The sequence below is a fragment of the Archangium violaceum Cb vi76 genome, assembly GCF_000733295.1.
Taxonomy (GTDB): domain Bacteria; phylum Myxococcota; class Myxococcia; order Myxococcales; family Myxococcaceae; genus Archangium; species Archangium violaceum.
The window spans coordinates 1-1,135 of sequence record NZ_JPMI01000082.1 but is presented as its reverse complement, the minus strand read 5'-3'; the positions used below and the strand labels follow the sequence as shown (position 1 = coordinate 1,135).

The window sequence follows — 1,135 nt, the reverse complement described above, 5'->3', positions numbered from 1 at the left end:
GGACGGGACGGCGAGGGTGTGGCGGGCGGATGGGCGGGGCGAGCCGGTGGTGCTCCGAGGGCACACGGGCCGGGTGGTGACGGCGGCGTTCAGCCCGGAGGGGGAGCGGGTGGTGACGGCGTCGGATGATGGGACGGCGCGGCTGTGGCGGGCGGACGGACGGGGGGAGCCGGTGGTGCTCCGGGGCCATGAGCAGGCGGTGGTGGGCGCGGAGTTCAGCGCGGACGGAGCGAGGGTGCTGACCGCCTCCCCGGACAAGACGGTGCGGGTGTGGTCCGCCGAGGGGGGAGGGGAGGCGGTGGTGTTGCGAGGGCTCACCGCGCGGTTCGAGCCCCGAGGCACGCGGGTGGTGACGGCCTCGGGGGACGGAACGGTGCGGGTGTGGCCCGCGGATGGAAGCGGCGAGCCCCTGGTGCTCGCCGGGAATGGAGACCGCGTGACGGCGGCGGTCTTCAGTCCGGAGGGAGACGTGCTGGCCATCGCCTCGAATGATGGCGGCGTGCGAGTGTGGAGTCTGGGGGTGGAGACGCTACGCGAGCGTCTGCGCCAGAGGAGCAGCGCGAGCCTGGAGGTACGGCAGCGCCAGCGCTACCTGGGCGAGCGCCCCGAGGAGGCCCGCGAGGCCCACGCCCGTGAAGAGCGGGCGTGGGGCCGCCAGGCTGTCTAAGGAGACCTGAACCGGCGCCTGCGGAGCGCCAGTCCCAGGGTCAGTAATGCCCAGGAGGTGGGGGACGCAGGAGCAGCGCTGCAATCCCAGCCGTAATGGCTCCTCTGGATGCCAGATGTAAAATGGCGGAGCTCGGATGAGGGGCTGTCATTGCCCGCCACATCTGTAGCGGTGACCGAGACTGTGTGGAGTCCCTGGGCCAGTGGGCTGCTTGGGGTGACGCTCCATTCCCCATTCACATCCACCAATTTCCCCGGGCCTGGAACTTCGGTTCCATCCAGAAACACTCTCACCGTGCTACCGGCCTCCGCCGTGCCACGAATGGTTGGCTGCGGATTGTTGACGAATGCTCCATCCTCGGGCGCTGTCACATTGGGCGCCGTCGGCGGATTCGAGTCCACGATGAAGCGGTGGGGCGTGGATTTCAGGCTGAAATTGCCCACTGCATTCGTAGCGATGGTGACGATC

General features: G+C 69.4%; 2 protein-coding genes. One reads left to right on the top strand and one right to left on the bottom strand.

Annotated elements, in window-relative coordinates; all coding sequences use genetic code 11:
* On the top strand, positions 1-667 hold a 667-nt coding region (locus Q664_RS13885), incomplete at its 5' end, for a WD40 repeat domain-containing protein (protein ID WP_369406331.1).
* Here the strand turns inward: Q664_RS13885 and Q664_RS57680 are convergent.
* The coding region (locus Q664_RS57680; RefSeq protein WP_160174402.1) for an Ig-like domain-containing protein at positions 664-1,135 on the bottom strand (472 nt) is incomplete at its 5' end. The two genes, Q664_RS13885 and Q664_RS57680, sit on opposite strands and share 4 nt — an antisense overlap.